Annotated in this window: 14 protein-coding genes; 9 read left to right on the plus strand and 5 right to left on the minus strand. The window is 74.2% G+C overall.

Going from position 1 to position 13,935, the window contains the following annotated elements:
- Nucleotides 1-112: 112 nt before the first annotated feature.
- Complete coding sequence (locus tag ACYVKY_RS11690; protein WP_460435161.1) at nt 113-619, minus strand: cupin domain-containing protein; 507 nt, start codon at nt 617-619, stop codon at nt 113-115.
- Nucleotides 620-684: 65 nt separating this feature from the next.
- Between ACYVKY_RS11690 and ACYVKY_RS11695 the strand changes: the two genes are divergently transcribed.
- The 3 genes from ACYVKY_RS11695 (at nt 685) to ACYVKY_RS11705 (ending at nt 4,638) form a co-directional block, all read left to right on the plus strand.
- Complete coding sequence (locus ACYVKY_RS11695; protein ID WP_460435162.1) at nt 685-1,341, plus strand: TetR family transcriptional regulator; 657 nt, start codon at nt 685-687, stop codon at nt 1,339-1,341.
- Between the two features lie 9 nt (nt 1,342-1,350).
- Nucleotides 1,351-3,048 (plus strand): DUF885 domain-containing protein, encoded by a 1,698-nt coding sequence (locus ACYVKY_RS11700; protein ID WP_460435163.1) that lies wholly within the window; start codon nt 1,351-1,353, stop codon nt 3,046-3,048.
- A gap of 207 nt (nt 3,049-3,255) precedes the next feature.
- Complete coding sequence (locus ACYVKY_RS11705) at nt 3,256-4,638, plus strand: dicarboxylate/amino acid:cation symporter (protein ID WP_460435164.1); 1,383 nt, start codon at nt 3,256-3,258, stop codon at nt 4,636-4,638.
- Nucleotides 4,639-4,672: 34 nt separating this feature from the next.
- On the opposite strand, the gene ACYVKY_RS11710 is transcribed toward ACYVKY_RS11705, so the two are convergent.
- Nucleotides 4,673-5,095: a DUF2177 family protein gene (locus tag ACYVKY_RS11710; protein WP_460435165.1), complete on the minus strand. Its 423-nt coding sequence runs from the start codon at nt 5,093-5,095 to the stop codon at nt 4,673-4,675.
- A 21-nt stretch (nt 5,096-5,116) separates the two neighbouring features.
- Between ACYVKY_RS11710 and ACYVKY_RS11715 the strand changes: the two genes are divergently transcribed.
- Together ACYVKY_RS11715 and ACYVKY_RS11720 are read left to right on the plus strand one after the other, a co-directional pair.
- Nucleotides 5,117-5,965 carry a DivIVA domain-containing protein gene (locus tag ACYVKY_RS11715; protein WP_460435166.1) on the plus strand — a complete coding sequence of 283 codons (849 nt, stop codon included), beginning with the start codon at nt 5,117-5,119 and terminating at the stop codon, nt 5,963-5,965.
- 16 nt (nt 5,966-5,981) lie between these two features.
- Nucleotides 5,982-6,608: a Maf family protein gene (locus tag ACYVKY_RS11720; RefSeq protein WP_460435167.1), complete on the plus strand. Its 627-nt coding sequence runs from the start codon at nt 5,982-5,984 to the stop codon at nt 6,606-6,608.
- 16 nt (nt 6,609-6,624) lie between these two features.
- Here ACYVKY_RS11720 and ACYVKY_RS11725 read toward each other — a convergent pair whose 3' ends face one another.
- Both ACYVKY_RS11725 and ACYVKY_RS11730 read right to left on the minus strand, forming a co-directional pair.
- Nucleotides 6,625-8,175 (minus strand): acyl-CoA carboxylase subunit beta, encoded by a 1,551-nt coding sequence (locus tag ACYVKY_RS11725; protein WP_460435168.1) that lies wholly within the window; start codon nt 8,173-8,175, stop codon nt 6,625-6,627.
- Nucleotides 8,175-9,365, minus strand: coding sequence for an acyl-CoA dehydrogenase family protein (locus tag ACYVKY_RS11730; protein WP_460435169.1), 1,191 nt, complete (start codon nt 9,363-9,365; stop codon nt 8,175-8,177). Before ACYVKY_RS11730 ends, ACYVKY_RS11725 begins: the two co-directional genes overlap by 1 nt.
- Nucleotides 9,366-9,466: 101 nt before the next feature.
- On the opposite strand from ACYVKY_RS11730, the gene ACYVKY_RS11735 reads away from it, so the two are divergent.
- The 3 genes from ACYVKY_RS11735 (at nt 9,467) to ACYVKY_RS11745 (ending at nt 11,937) form a co-directional block, all read left to right on the plus strand.
- Nucleotides 9,467-9,865, plus strand: a complete 399-nt coding sequence (locus tag ACYVKY_RS11735) for a MerR family transcriptional regulator (RefSeq protein ID WP_460435233.1) — start codon at nt 9,467-9,469, stop codon at nt 9,863-9,865.
- Between the two features lie 100 nt (nt 9,866-9,965).
- Nucleotides 9,966-11,756 carry an acetyl/propionyl/methylcrotonyl-CoA carboxylase subunit alpha gene (locus ACYVKY_RS11740; protein WP_460435170.1) on the plus strand — a complete coding sequence of 597 codons (1,791 nt, stop codon included), beginning with the start codon at nt 9,966-9,968 and terminating at the stop codon, nt 11,754-11,756.
- Between the two features lie 43 nt (nt 11,757-11,799).
- Nucleotides 11,800-11,937 (plus strand): hypothetical protein, encoded by a 138-nt coding sequence (locus ACYVKY_RS11745; protein ID WP_460435171.1) that lies wholly within the window; start codon nt 11,800-11,802, stop codon nt 11,935-11,937.
- An 8-nt stretch (nt 11,938-11,945) separates the two neighbouring features.
- Here the strand turns inward: ACYVKY_RS11745 and ACYVKY_RS11750 are convergent, their stop codons facing one another.
- Nucleotides 11,946-13,424 carry an NAD(P)H-quinone dehydrogenase gene (locus ACYVKY_RS11750; RefSeq protein ID WP_460435172.1) on the minus strand — a complete coding sequence of 493 codons (1,479 nt, stop codon included), beginning with the start codon at nt 13,422-13,424 and terminating at the stop codon, nt 11,946-11,948.
- A 61-nt stretch (nt 13,425-13,485) separates the two neighbouring features.
- Here ACYVKY_RS11750 and ACYVKY_RS11755 point away from each other — a divergent pair, with 61 nt between their 5' ends.
- Entirely contained in the window at nt 13,486-13,935 is a 450-nt protein-coding gene (locus ACYVKY_RS11755) for a gamma-glutamylcyclotransferase (RefSeq protein WP_460435173.1), read from the plus strand.

The raw sequence follows: 13,935 nt of genomic DNA on the forward strand, positions 1-13,935 counted from the left end.
GGCGGCGGCGCCGTCGCCGCGGCGGGAGTGGGGCGCACCCCGGCGCGCCGTCCGCGCACCGCTCGCAGCAGGTCGCGACGCCTGGCGCGCGAGCGCCCTCCCCGGCTGAGACCTACTCGGGCACACCGGGGCCGAGCACCTCGAGGCCGTACCGCGGGCCGACGTCGGCCCACTTCGGCAGCTCCACCTCGGGCGGCTGCCCGTCCGCGCCCGGCAGCCGGTGCTCGGGTGCCGGGACGCCGACCTCGTCGTAGAGCCCGAGCAGGCCGTTCGGGGCGGTCAGCGCCAGCAGCCGCGCGGGACGGTCGCCACGCACCCGGAACGCGTGGGGCACACCGGTCGGCAGGAAGATGAACGACCCGTCGGTGATCTCGTGCACGTCGTCGCCCGCCCGGTAGGTCAGGTGCCCCTCCAGCACGAAGAACGCCTCGGCCTCGCGGGTGTGCCGGTGCAGCGGTGTCGCGATGCCCGGCGGCTGGGTCACCAGCGCCGCGCCGATCGAGCCGTCCCCCTCGCCGGGCTCGAGCAGGTGCTCGAAGAGCGACCCCATCGCCCACGTCGCGCGGGCCGCCCCGGCCGCCCGCACCACCGGTCGCACGATCTCCTGCGAACCGTCCACGGCGTCCTCCTCGTCGACCGCCCGCCTTCGTCCGAAGTCGGTTCGGATGAATTACGCTAGCCCCCGTGGTCCCCACGGTCAACGACCCCTCCGGCAGCCGCAGCTACGACTCCGCCGTCCGCCGCGAGCAGGCCCGCGCCACCCGGGCCGCCGTCGTCGCGGCGGCACGGGAGCAGTTCACGCAGCACGGGTGGCGGGCACCGGTCACGGCGGTGGCGCGCGGCGCCGGCGTCTCGGTGGACACCGTCTACGCGTCGGTCGGCCGCAAGCCCGACCTGCTCCTCGCCGCCGTCGACTCCGTCCTCGGCGACGGCGCGCCCGTCCCCGCGGAGCAGCGCGAGTACGTCCGGGCGGTGCGCGCAGCCGTCACGGCCGAGGAGAAGCTCGACCTCTACGCGGTCGCCCTGGCCCGGCTGATGCCCGCGCTCGCGCCGCTGCAGCTCGCGCTCGCCCAGGCCGCGCAGCACGACGCCGCCTGCGCCCGCACGTGGCAGTCGCTCAAGGACCGCCGGGCGGCCAACATGCGACTGCTCGCCGCCGACCTGCGCGCCACCGGGCGGCTCCGCGACGACCTCGACGACGACGAGGTGGCCGACCTCGTCTGGGTGAGCAACTCCGTCGAGCACTACGCGCTGCTCACCGAGCGCGGGTGGGACGCAGATCGCTACGGTCGCCACCTGGCGGACCTGTGGCGACGACTCCTGCTGCGCCCCAACCGATAGCGTTGCCCGGTGACCACGCCCCGCACCCCGACCGCGGTCGACGCCGCCGCCGACCGGTACACCGACGAGCTGTTCGCAGCCGACCCGCTGCTCGCGACCGAGCTGGGGGTGCTCGACCACGACGACCGGGTCACCGACCTGTCGCCGGAGGGTGTCGACGAGCGGGCCGGCCTCACGCGCCGCGCGCTCGCCGGCCTCGACGCGCTCGAGCCGGTCGACGACAACGACCGGGTCACGCTGGCGGCGATGCGCGAGCGCCTCGGGCTGGAGCTCGAGGTGCACGACGCGGGCCTCGCCTACGCCCCGCTCAACGTGATCGCCAGCCCCGTCCAGGGCGTCCGCGAGGTCTTCGACGTGATGGCCACCACCACGGCGGACGACTGGGCCACGGTCGCCCGCCGGATGGCGGCGGTCCCCGACGCGCTCGCCGGGTACGCCGAGGGCCTGCGGCGCACGGTCGCCGCCGGCGAGGCGCCGTCGCGGCGCCAGGTCGAGGCGGTGGCGCGGGAGTGCGACGGGCTCGCCGACACCGACGACGGGTTCTGGGTCCGGCTCGCCTCAGGCGCCCGGCCGGACGGTCACGAGGCCCCGGACGCGCTCGCGGCCGACCTGCGCCGCGGCGCGCTCGCCTCGGCCGAGGCCTACGGGCGGCTCGCGCAGGTGCTGCGCGAGGAGGTGCTGCCGGCGGCGCCGGCCGCCGACGCCTCCGGCCGCGAGCGGTACGGCCTGTGGTCCCGCAGCTTCCTCGGCGCCACCGTCGACCTCGACGAGACCTACGCGTGGGGGCTCGAGGAGCTGCGGCGCATCGAGGACGAGATGGCCGAGGTGGCCGAGCGCATCGTCCCCGGCGGCTCGGTCGACGACGCCGTCGCCGCCCTCGACGCCGACCCGGCGCGCAACGTCGAGGGCGGGCCGGCCTTCCGCGACTGGATGCAGGACCTGTCCGACCGCGCCGTCGCCTCGTTGGCCGACGTGCACTTCGACGTCCCCGAGCCGGTGCGCCGGCTCGAGTGCTGCCTCGCCCCCACCAGCAGCGGCGGCGTCTACTACTCCGGCCCGAGCGAGGACTTCAGCCGTCCCGGCCGGATGTGGTGGTCGGTGCCGGAGGGCGTGACGACGTTCAGCACCTGGCGCGAGACCACGACCGTCTACCACGAGGGCGTCCCCGGTCACCACCTGCAGGTGGGTCAGACGATGGTGCGCGCCGAGAGCCTCAACCGGTTCCGCCGCCTGCTCTGCTGGGTCTCGGGCCACGGCGAGGGCTGGGCGCTGTACGCCGAGCGGCTCATGGCCGACCTGGGGTACCTCGACGACCCGGGCGACCGCCTCGGCATGCTCGACGGCTCCGCGCTGCGCGCGCTGCGGGTGGTCGTCGACATCGGCCTGCACTGCGGCCTCCCCGCTCCGGCCGAGGTCGGCGGCGGCACCTGGGACGCCGACAAGGTCTGGGCCTTCATGCGCGCGCACAGCCGGATGGACGAGTCGTTCCTGCGGTTCGAGCACACCCGCTACCTCGGCTGGCCCGGCCAGGCGCCGTCGTACAAGGTCGGCGAGCGGCTGTGGCTGCAGGCGCGCGAGGAGGTGCGCCGGCAGCAGGGTGAGGCGTTCGACCTCAAGGACTTCCACCGCCGTGCGCTCGACCTCGGCTCGCTGGGCCTCGACGTGCTGCGCGAGGCGCTGGTCGGCGGGGGTCGCGCCGACCGCTGAGACGGCTGCGGGAATACGTCCGGGATGCAGGTACTTTGCTCCCTCGTGAGCACCGGCCTGACCCGACGTCTGCACGTCGACCTGCTCCGGGTCGACAGCGCGGCGTGTCGACGCGTCTGAGCACCTCCGCGTCGTCCGCTCGCCCAGGAACCCACTGACGTCGGGCACCCACCCCAGGCTCGTCCCACAACCCCGGAGAACACCTTCATGCTCGCCGCGCTGCGCCGCGTCCCCTTCGGCGCCCAGATCCTGCTGTCCCTCGTCCTCGGCGTCGTCCTCGGGCTCGTCGCCGTCCAGATCGGGGACGTGGGCACCGCCGACGGCCCCGCGCCGAACTGGCTGGAGTCCACCCTCGGCACCATCGGCTCGTCGTTCGTGGCGCTGCTGCGCACCATCGTCCCGCCGCTGGTCTTCCTCGCGATCGTCGCCTCGATCGCCAACCTGCGCCAGGTGTCGAACGCCGCGCGCCTCGCCGGCCAGACCCTGCTCTGGTTCGCGATCACGGCGCTGGTCGCGGTCGGGATCGGCATCACCCTCGGCCTCGTGCTGCAGCCCGGCCGGCACACCTCGGTCACCGAGGCCGAGGCCGGCTTCGAGGGCAGCGGCGGCACCTGGACCGACTTCCTCACCGGCCTGGTCCCCACCAACGTCCTCGGCCTGGAGGCGTCCGCGGGTGACGACGGCAGCGTCGGGCTGTCGTTCAACGTGCTCCAGATCATCGTCATCGCGATCGCCGTCGGCATCGCCGCGCTGAAGCTGGGCGAGCGCGCCGAGACCTTCCTGGCCTTCAACCGCTCCGCGCTCGACGTGGTGCAGAAGGTGCTCTGGTGGGTCATCCGGCTGGCCCCGATCGGCACCGTCGGCCTGATCGGTCGCGCCGTGTCAGCCTACGGCTGGGACTCGCTGGCCTCGCTCGCCACCTTCTCGGTCGCGATCTACGCCGGCCTCGCCCTGGTGCTGTTCGTGGTCTACCCGGTCGTGCTGCGGCTGAACGGCCTGAACCCGCTGCGGTACTTCGCCGGCGCGTGGCCCGCGATCCAGCTCGCGTTCGTGTCGCGCTCGTCGATCGGCACCCTGCCGCTCACCCAGCAGGTCACCGAGCGCAACCTCGGCGTCCCGCGCGCGTACGCCTCGTTCGCCGTCCCGTTCGGCGCCACCACGAAGATGGACGGCTGCGCCGCGATCTACCCGGCGCTGGCCGCGATCTTCGTCGCCCAGTTCTTCGGCCTGCAGCTCGGCGTCACCGACTACCTGCTGATCGCGTTCGTGTCGGTCATCGGCTCGGCCGCCACCGCGGGCGTCACCGGTGCCACCGTCATGCTCACGCTGACGCTGTCGACGCTGGGCCTGCCGCTCGAGGGCGTCGGCCTGCTGCTGGCCATCGACCCGATCCTCGACATGGGCCGCACCGCGGTGAACGTCGCCGGCCAGGCGCTCGTGCCGACCGTCGTGGCCAAGCGCGAGGGCATCCTCGACCAGGCCGTCTACGACAGCCCGCGGGGCCGCGACGCCCTGCGCGACGACGACACGGACCCCACCGTCCGCGACGAGGCGGTCGACGTCCGCGACAAGGAGCCCGTCACGGCCTGACTCCGTCGCGCTGCCGTGCTGCCCTGGACCTGCCTCAGGTCCAGGGCAGCACGCGCCACAGGGCCAGCGTCGCGCCGCTCACCCCGGCGGAGAGCACCGTGCCCCAGGCCATGTCGATCGGCACGAGCCGGGCCGGGAAGTCGCGGATGGTCGCCAGGTTCGTGAGGTCCCAGGTCGCGTAGGTCACGAACCCGAAGAAGGCGCCGAGCAGCAGCGCCCTCGTCATCGAGTCGGCCTGCACGGCGGGGTGGATCACGAAGACCACCAGGCCGAGCAGGAAGATCGCGTAGAACACCACGGCGGCCCCGACCCGCGGCCGGTCGGCGAGCAGGTCGCCGAGCAGGTCGCGGTACAGCGACGCCGCCACGAACTTCAACCAGACGTAGTCGAGGACGCAGAAGACGACGAGCGCGAGCCCGTACTGGATGACACCGGCGCGCACGTCCACGGCGGTCACCGTAGCCGTACGGTAGGCGCCGTGCCCGCTCCGCCGACCTTCCGCACCACCCGCGCGCGCCAGGGCTACGACCGCGCCGAGGTCGACGCCTTCCTCGCCGAGGTGGTGCCGCTCGTCCACTCGGCTCGCGCCGGCGACGACGTCGTCGGCCGCATCCGGTCGGTGTCCTTCAGCCCCACCCGGCTGCGCTCCGGCTACGACCAGGAGCAGGTCGACACCTACCTCGACGAGCTCGTCGAGCAGGCGGTGCGCTCCGCGCAGGTCGTCGACGTCGACGGTCGTGGCCCGCAGGGGCTCGTCCCCGCGACGGGGGCGCCCGTCCCGCCGCCGCCGGCGTTCTCGTCGACCGTGTGGCGCGAGGGCTACGACCGCGAGGAGGTCGACGTCCTGGTCGACGACGTGCGGCGGGTGCTCGAGCACGGCCCGGTGCCGGTCGGCCTGCCCGACCGCATCGCGTCCACCACGTTCCAGGCGACGCGCCTGCAGCCCGGGTACGACCAGGACGAGGTCGACGACTACCTCGACGTCCTGCTCGAGGCGGCCAGAGCCGCTGTCTCGCAGGCCAAGTCGTCTCCCTTGACGATGCGCGAGGCCCGGCGGCAGGCACGCGCGCTCGCCGGGCCGGGCAGGGCTCCCGCCGGGTCGCGGTTCGAGCGCGCCGACCGCCGCGAGTCCGGGTACGCCGTGCGCGAGGTCGACGCCTTCGCCGAGCGGCTGGCGCGCGAGCTGATGGCGCTGGTGCCCTCGACGGCCGCCGACGACGTGCGCGGCACCCGGTTCGGACGCGAGCGCGCCGGCTACCGGCTCGAGGAGGTCGACGCCTGGCTCGCCGACGTCGCGAGCCACCTCACGCGGCGCGAGCTCGGCTGACGCCTATCCTCGGCGCGTGGTCCGACTCGTGCTCGCCTCCGCCTCCCCCGCCCGCCTGACGACGCTGCGCAACGCCGGCCTCGCCCCCGACGTCGTGGTGTCCGACGTCGACGAGCCGGCGGTGGTGGAGCGCTACGGCGTCACCGACGCGCACGACGTGGCGCTGGTGCTCGCCCGCGCCAAGGCCGAGGACGTCGCGGCGCGCGAGGACGCCGACGACGCCCTCGTGCTCGGCTGCGACTCGGTGCTCGAGCTCGACGGCGAGGTGCACGGCAAGCCCGCCGACGCCGCCGAGGCCACCGCCCGCTGGCGGCGGATGCGCGGCCGCTCCGGCGTGCTGCACACCGGTCACTGGCTGGTCGACGGCCGCGACGACGACGGCACGGGCGCCACCATCGGCGCCGTCGCCTCGACCACCGTGCACTTCGCCGACGTCGACGACGCGGAGATCGACGCGTACGTGGCGACCGGTGAGCCGCTCGCCGTGGCAGGCGCGTTCACCACCGACGGGCTCGGTGGCGCGTACGTGCGCGGCATCGAGGGCGACCACCACACCGTCGTCGGGGTGAGCCTTCCGCTGCTGCGCGAGCTGGTCGGCGAGGTCGGGGTGCGCTGGCCCGACCTGTGGGCCCCCCGGGGCTGACCGGCCCCCGAGCCGCTCAGACCGGTGGCACCCCGTGCCGGCGGTGGCTGAAGGTGCGGTCCTTGCCGGCGGCGTACCGCAGCCGCCGCGCCACCTCGGCGCGCAGCTCGCCCGGCTCGACCACGCCGTCGAGGACGAGCTCGCTCGCGAGCCGCTCGAGGTCGATGTCGGCCTCGTACTCCTCGCGGCGGGCGGCGACGTACGCAGCGCGCTCGTCGGCGTCCTCGATCGCGTTGATCTTGTTGGCGTACACCGCGTTCACGGCGGCCTCCGGCCCCATCACCGCGATGCGCGCGGTGGGGAGGGCCAGCGTCGCGTCGGGCCCGAAGCCCGGGCCGGCCATGGCGTAGAGGCCGGCGCCGTACGATTTGCGCAGCACGACGCACACCTGCGGCACGGTGGCCTCGGACACGGCGGTGATCATCTTCGCGCCGTGCCGGATGATGCCCGCGCGCTCGACCTCGGAGCCGATCATGAAGCCCGGGACGTCGGACAGGTAGACCAGCGGGATGTTGAAGGCGTCGCACCACCAGATGAAACGGGCTGCCTTGTCGGCCGAGTCGCCGAACAGTACCCCGCCGCGCACCGCCGAGTTGTTCGCGACGATCCCGACGCTCGCTCCGTCGAGGCGTCCGAACCCGACCACGAGCTCGGCGGCGAACAGCGGCTTGATCTCGAAGAACGAGTCGTCGTCGACGAGGCCCTCGATGACGTCGTGCACGTCGAACGGCTGGCTCTCGACCTCGGGCACGGTGGTGTCGTCGAGCACGACCGCGGGCGGCTCCGGCGCGTAGGTCGGCGCCTCGGCGCGCCAGCTCGACGGCAGGTACGAGAACAGCAGGCGCGCCTGCTCGATGGCGTCGGCGTCGTCGGTGGCGAGCAGGTCGCCGCAGCCCGAGACGGTGCAGTGCATGCGGGCGCCACCCATCTCCTCGAGCGAGATCCGCTCTCCCACCACCATCTCGGCCATCCGGGGGCTGCCGAGGTACATCGACGCGTTGCCCTCGACCATGATCACGCAGTCGGTGAAGGCGGGGATGTACGCACCGCCCGCGGCCGACGGGCCGAACAGGCAGCAGATCTGCGGCACCTTGCCCGACAGCATCACCTGGTTGTGGAAGATGCGGCCGGCGCCGCGGCGCCCCGGGAACAGGTCGACCTGGTCGGTGATGCGGGCACCGGCCGAGTCGATGAGCCAGAAGACCGGCAGCTCCTCGCGCAGGGCCGCCTCGGTGGCGCGGATGATCTTCTCCACCGTCCGCGCGCCCCACGACCCCGCCTTGACCGTGGGGTCGTTGGCGACCACGACGACCGCGCGGCCGTCGACGGTGCCGCGGCCCGTGACGACGCCGTCGGCGGGCAGCCCGGTCGCCATCGCGTTGGCGTACCGGCCGTCCTCGACGAACGAGCCGTCGTCGACAAGCAGCGCGATGCGCTCGCGCACGTAGAGCTTGTGCTGGCCCTCGAGCTTGGCGGCGGCCGCCTCGGTGGGCGCCGCGGAGGCCCGGTGGGCGTCCTGCAGCCGGGCGCGCAGCGCCTGCACCTTCGGGTCGGTGGGGTGGCCCATCAGGCGACCGGGAGGCCGAGGCCGCGGGCGATGACCATGCGCTGCACCTCGGAGGTGCCCTCGCCGATCTCGAGGATCTTCGCGTCGCGGTAGAACCGTGCCACCGGGTACTCCTCCATGAAGCCGTTGCCGCCGAACACCTGCGTCGCGACGCGGGTGGCGGTGACGGCGGCCTCGGTCGAGTAGAGCTTGGCGACCGCGGCGGCCTGCTTCACCTCGGCGAGCGAGCGGCGGCCGGCGTGCAGCTCGTCCTTGAGCCAGGCGGCCTTGTAGGTGAGCGCGCGGGCGGCCTCGACCGCGACGGCGAGGTCGGCCACGGCGAACGACACGCCCTGGTTGGCGCCGATCGGGCGCCCGAACGCGACCCGGCTCTTCGCGTAGTCGGTGGAGAGCTCGAGGCACGCCTGCGCCAGACCGACCGCGAGCGCCGAGATGGCGATGCGGCCGTCGTCGAGGGTGGCCAGGAACTGCCCGAACCCCTTGCCGCGGTCTCCGAGCAGGTGGTCCTGCGGCACCCGGCAGCCCTCGAAGGTCAGCCCGTGCGTGTCGGACGCGTGCCAGCCGAGCTTGCGGTACGCGGGCTCGACGACGAAACCGGGTGTGCCCGAGGGGATCATGATCGAGCTGATCTCGGGTCGGCCGTCCTCCTTCGTCCCGGTGCGCGCGGTGACCGTGACGACCGAGGTGATCTCGGTGCCGGAGTTCGTGATGAACGCCTTGGCGCCGTCGACGACCCACTCGCCGGTCGCGTCGTCGAGGCGGGCGCGGGTGCGGGTGGCGCCGGCGTCCGACCCCGCCTCGGGCTCGGTGAGCCCGAAGCCGGCGAGCGCGCGGCCGGCGATCAGGTCGGGCAGCCAGCGCTGCTGCTGCTCGGGGGTGCCGAACGACAGGATCGGGTTGATGCCGAGGCCGACGCCCGCGCTCAGCGTGATGCCGACGCTCTGGTCGACCCGGCCGAGCTCCTCGATCGCCACGCAGAGGCTGGTGAAGGCGCTCTCGTCGAGTCCCGCGCCGCCGAGCTCCTCCGGCGCCACCAGGCCGAACAGGCCGAGGTCGCCCATCTTCGGCACCAGGTGCACCGGGAAGTGGCCCTCGCGGTCCCACTGCTCGATGTGCGGGGCCACCTCGGCCTCGGCGAAGTCGCGGACCGAGGCGCGGAAGTCCTCGAGCTCCTTGGACAGCTCGAACATGGTGGGGGTCCTCTCGCTGGCGGTCGCCGTCCGGGGGTCGCCCGGCGGTGGACCTGTCCATCGTGCTTGACGTTGACGTCAACGTCAAGCACGATGGCGCCATGGTCGAGGAGCGCACCTGGACGATCGCGGAGGTGGCCGAGGAGTTCGGCATCACGCACCGCACCGTGCGCTACTACGAGCAGCAGGGCCTGGTCTCCCCCGAGCGCCGCGGCACGGCCCGCGTCTTCCACCCGCGCGACCGCGTCCGGCTCGGGCTGGTGCTGCGCGGCAAGCGGATCGGGTTCGACCTGGAGAAGATCCGCACGATCGTCGACATGTACGACGACGTGCCCGGCGAGGCCGGCCAGCTCGAGTACCTGCTCGACCAGGTCGAGGGCCGCCGCGCCGAGCTCCAGGCGCGCCGGGCCGACATCGACACCGTGCTCGGCGAGCTCGACGAGCTCGAGCGGCGCTGCCGCGAGGACCTGCGGCACCTGCGCGACGGGAGGACCCCGTGAGCAGCGCCACGTCACCGCGCCCGGGTGCCGCCCGGGGCGCGCAGATAGGCTCCGCACGGCCGACGACGCAGCGACCATCGACGACACGAGCGAGGACGACGTGAGCGACAGCGCGACCCCCACCCGCACGATCACCAAGGTGCTGATCGCGAACCGTGGCGAGATCGCGGTGCGCATCGCGCGGGCGTGCGCCGACTCCGGGCTCTCCTCCGTCGCCGTCTACGCCGAGCCGGACGCCGACGCGCTGCACGTGAAGGTCGCCGACGAGGCCTACGCCCTCGGCGGCTCCACCCCGGGCGACTCCTACCTCGTGGTCGACAAGCTGCTCGAAGTGGCGAAGGCGTCCGGCGCCGACGCGGTCCACCCCGGCTACGGGTTCCTGTCCGAGAACGCGTCGTTCGCCCAGGCGGTGCTCGACGCCGGCCTGGTGTGGGTGGGTCCGCCGCCCGCCGCGATCGACTCGCTCGGCGACAAGGTCAAGGCCCGCCACATCGCCGAGCGCGCCGGCGCCCCGCTGGTCGCCGGCACCAAGGAGCCCGTGCAGGGCGCCGACGAGGTCATCGCCTTCGCCGAGGAGCACGGGCTGCCGATCGCGATCAAGGCGGCGTACGGCGGCGGCGGCCGCGGCCTCAAGGTCGCGCGCGAGGGCGACGACGTCGCCGAGCTGTTCGACTCCGCGGTGCGCGAGGCGGTCTCGGCGTTCGGCCGCGGCGAGTGCTTCGTCGAGAAGTACCTCGACAAGCCCCGCCACGTCGAGACGCAGTGCCTGGCCGACGAGCACGGGAACGTGGTCGTGGTGTCGACCCGCGACTGCTCGCTGCAGCGCCGCCACCAGAAGCTCGTCGAGGAGGCGCCCGCGCCGTTCCTGTCCGAGGACCAGGTGGCCGAGCTCTACCGCGCCTCCAAGGCGATCCTGCGCGAGGCCGGCTACGTCGGCGCCGGCACCTGCGAGTTCCTCGTCGGCCAGGACGGCACCATCTCCTTCCTCGAGGTGAACACCCGCCTGCAGGTCGAGCACCCGGTCTCCGAGGAGGTCGCGGGCATCGACCTGGTGCGCGAGCAGTTCCGCATCGCCACCGGCGAGGCGCTGGGCTACGACGACCCCGAGATCCGCGGCCACTCCTTCGAGTTCCGCATCAACGGCGAGGACGCCGGCCGGGGCTTCCTGCCCGCGCCGGGCACCGTCTCCTCGTTCGTCGCGCCGTCCGGCCCGGGCGTGCGGCTCGACTCGGGCGTGGTGAGCGGCGACGTCGTGGCCGGCGCCTTCGACTCGATGCTGGCCAAGCTCGTCGTCACCGGGGCCACCCGGCAGCAGGCGCTCGAGCGCTCGCGCCGCGCCCTCGACGAGATGGTCGTCGACGGCATGCCGACGGTGCTGCCGTTCCACCGCGTCGTCGTCCGCGACCCCGCCTTCGCCCCGTCCGGCGACGAGCCGTTCACGGTGCACACCCGCTGGATCGAGACCGAGTTCGACAACACCATCGAGCAGTGGTCGGGCACCCCGGGCGAGGCCCCCGAGGCCGAGGAGAAGCAGCGCGTCGTCGTCGAGGTCGGCGGCAAGCGGCTCGAGGTCGTCCTGCCCGCCGGGCTGGCGCTCGGCGGCGGCGCCCCCGCCGGCCGTCCCAAGGCCCCGCGCCGCTCGGCCGCGAAGAGCTCGGGCGCCGCGGCGTCCGGCGACTCCCTCACCTCGCCGATGCAGGGCACGATCGTCAAGGTCGCCGTGGCCGAGGGCGACACCGTCGCCGAGGGCGACCTGGTCGTCGTGCTCGAGGCGATGAAGATGGAACAGCCGCTCGTGGCCCACCGGGCCGGCACCGTCACCGACCTGGCCGCCGAGGTCGGCGCCACGGTCACCAGCGGCGCCGTGGTCTGCCGCATCGCCGACGCCTGATCCTCGGGATGCACGACCCGGCACGGCGGGTCAGGGTGGACGGGTGAGGACGAGACAGCTCGTGGCCCTGGCCGTCGCCCTGGCCGTGGTCGGCCTCCTCGTCGGCAGCTTCACCGCCGTCGCCGGGTCCGGCCCCGGCCCGACGTCCACCCCCGCCGACCCCTGCATCCGCGTCTGCTGAGGCGCCCGTCAGCGGGCGTGCAGGCGGCGGGCGGCCTCGGCCACCGAGCCGGACAGCGACGGGTAGACGGTGAAGGCCTGGGCCACGTCGTCGACGGTCAGCCGGTGCTCGACCGCGAGGGCGACGGGGAAGATCAGCTCGGACGCCCTCGGCGCCACGACGACGCCACCGATCACCGTGCCGGAACCGGTGCGGCAGAACAGCTTCACGAAGCCGTCGTGGATGCCCTGCATCTTGGCGCGGGGGTTGCCGGCCAGCGGCAGCTTCACCACCTGGCCCTGCGCCTCGCCGGCCTCGATCTGCGCCTGCGTCCACCCGACGGTCGCGATCTCGGGCGCGGTGAAGATGTTGGCCGACACGGTGCGCAGGTCGAGCGGGCGCACGGCGTCGCCGAGCGCGTGCCACATCGCGATCCGGCCCTGCATGGCCGCCACCGACGCGAGCGGGAGCACGCCGGTGCAGTCGCCCGCCGCGTACACGCCCCGCGCCGACGTGCGCGACACCCGGTCGACCTCGACGTGGCCCGACGGCGTGAGGCGCACGCCCGACCTCTCGAGACCGATCCCGGAGGTGTTGGGGATCGAGCCGACCGCCATCAGGCAGTGCGAGCCCTCGACCGTCCGGCCGTCCGTGAGCGTGACCAGCACGCCGTGGCCGGTGCGCTTCACCGACTCGGCGCGCGAGCGCGACATCACCGTCATGCCGCGGCGGCGGAACACCTCCTCGATCACCTCGGCGGCGTCGCCGTCCTCGCCGGGCAGCACCCGGTCGCGCGAGGAGACCAGGACGACGTCGACCCCGAGGGCGTCGTAGGCGGAGGCGAACTCGGCGCCGGTGACGCCGGAGCCGACGACGACGAGCCGCTCGGGCATCTCGTCGAGGTCGTACAGCTGGGTCCAGGTGAGGATGCGCTCGCCGTCCGGGCGGGCGTCGGGCAGCGTGCGCGGGTGCGCGCCGGTGGCGACGAGCACGACGTCGGCGTCGAGGGTGAGCGAGGTGCCGTCGTGCGGCTCGACGTGCACGCGCTGCGGCGACAGCAGCCGGGCGGTGCCGCCGACGACGCGCACGCCCTCCTTCTCGAGCCGCCGGTGCACGTCGTCGGACTGGGCCTGCGCCAGCGCGCGGACGCGCTCGTTCACCCGCCCGAGGTCGACCGCGAGGCCCTTGCCCGGGTCGGGGTCGCCCCCGCCGGGGAACCGGACGCCGAGCTCGTGCGCGCCGTCGACGAGCGTCATCACCTCGGCGGTGGCGATCAGGGTCTTGGACGGGACGACGTCGGTGAGCACCGCGGCGCCGCCGACGCCGACGCGCTCGACCACGGTGACGTCGGCGCCCAGCTGGGCGGCGACCAGCGCCGCCTCGTAGCCACCGGGGCCGCCGCCGACCACGACGACGCGGGTGCCGGGGCGCACCTCGCCCGGCTCGTCGGGGGTCGGCGCCCCGGACGGGGTCTGCGGGGGGCTCGTGTCGCGCGTCTGCTCGCTCATCGCCCCCCATTGTGGCGTGCGCCTGCGCCGGAGGCCCACCAGCCGTCGCTACCCTCTCGACGTGGCTCTGTACGCGGCCTACGGCTCGAACCTCGACCCGGCCCAGATGCTCCGGCGGGCTCCGCACTCCCCCCTGCGCGGCACGGGGTGGCTGCGGGGCTGGCGCCTGACCTTCGGCGGCGAGGAGCGCGGCTGGGAGGGGGCGCTCGCGACGGTGGTCGAGGACCCCGACGCGTCGGTGTACGTCGCGGTCTACGACCTCACGCCGGCCGACGAGAAGGCGCTGGACGACTGGGAGGGTGCCGAGATCGGGCTCTACCGCAAGGTCCGGGTGCGGGTCGACCTGCTGACCGGCGAGGCGCTGAGCTGGCTCTACGTCCTCGACGCCTACGAGGGCGGGCTGCCGAGCGCGCGCTACCTGGGCGTGCTCGCCGAGGCGGCCCAGGCGGCCGGCGCGCCCGACGACTACCTGTCGCGGGTGCGGGCGATGCCCTGCCGCTCGGTGGGCTGA

The sequence above is a fragment of the Angustibacter speluncae genome (genome assembly GCF_054777815.1).